General features: G+C 40.5%; 2 protein-coding genes. Both read left to right on the plus strand.

Annotation, left to right across the window (positions count from 1 at the left end; translation table 11 throughout):
• The first annotated feature begins 142 nt into the window (after positions 1-142).
• Complete coding sequence (locus tag HMPREF2661_RS10825) at positions 143-346, plus strand: hypothetical protein (RefSeq protein WP_070823777.1); 204 nt, start codon at positions 143-145, stop codon at positions 344-346.
• 8 nt (positions 347-354) lie between these two features.
• Positions 355-613: hypothetical protein (locus HMPREF2661_RS10830; protein ID WP_070823778.1), on the plus strand; the 259-nt coding region annotated here is incomplete at its 3' end.

Below are 613 nucleotides of genomic sequence, written 5' to 3' on the forward strand. Positions count from 1 at the left end.
AAGCCGTAAAAGCAGGTATTGAAGAAATCGGCAATCAATATGAATTTGTCGTTTTTGGATTTTTGAAAGATTGAAATTCGGTTTAAGACGGTGGCCGAAATTCAAAAAATCAATACACCGTCCTTACATTAAAGGAAAAATCATGAACATGATTAAAAAAGCATTGGTAGCCGCATCTGTGGCCGTTATGTCCGCTCCTGTATTGGCGGAAGATCTGCTGTCAACAGCATCAACCGAAATCGGCGCACTGAAAACAGGTATTGTCGCATTCGGTGTCGTTGTTGTAGGTATTGCGATTGCCATCGTGTCAATTGGTCTGGTTAAACGCGTGATCAATAAAGCATAAGGTTTGATATGGGATATCGAGTAGGCCAAATCTGTTATGGCACGCAGATAGAAGCTCAAAATCATGTGATGTCCCAAGTCATACCGACAATCGATAAAGACGGGGTGTTGAATCACCCTGTTTTTATTGGTTCGGCATGGGAATATCACGGCAATCAAGTAAAAATCAACTTTCCTCAGTGCAATAATCAAGATTTTTACGATCAGGGTAGAGAGTTGGGACAGTCTATGCTACTTGCTTTTATAGGTTTATTTATTGTCGTAGTCT

Origin of the sequence: Neisseria sp. HMSC061B04 (assembly GCF_001836705.1) — a bacterium.
GTDB lineage: Bacteria > Pseudomonadota > Gammaproteobacteria > Burkholderiales > Neisseriaceae > Neisseria.

Bases quoted from the DNA above. Each gene is read 5' to 3' on its own strand.
- HMPREF2661_RS10825 (WP_070823777.1), top strand. From the start codon at position 143: ATGAACATGATTAAAAAAGCATTGGTAGCCGCATCTGTGGCCGTTATG.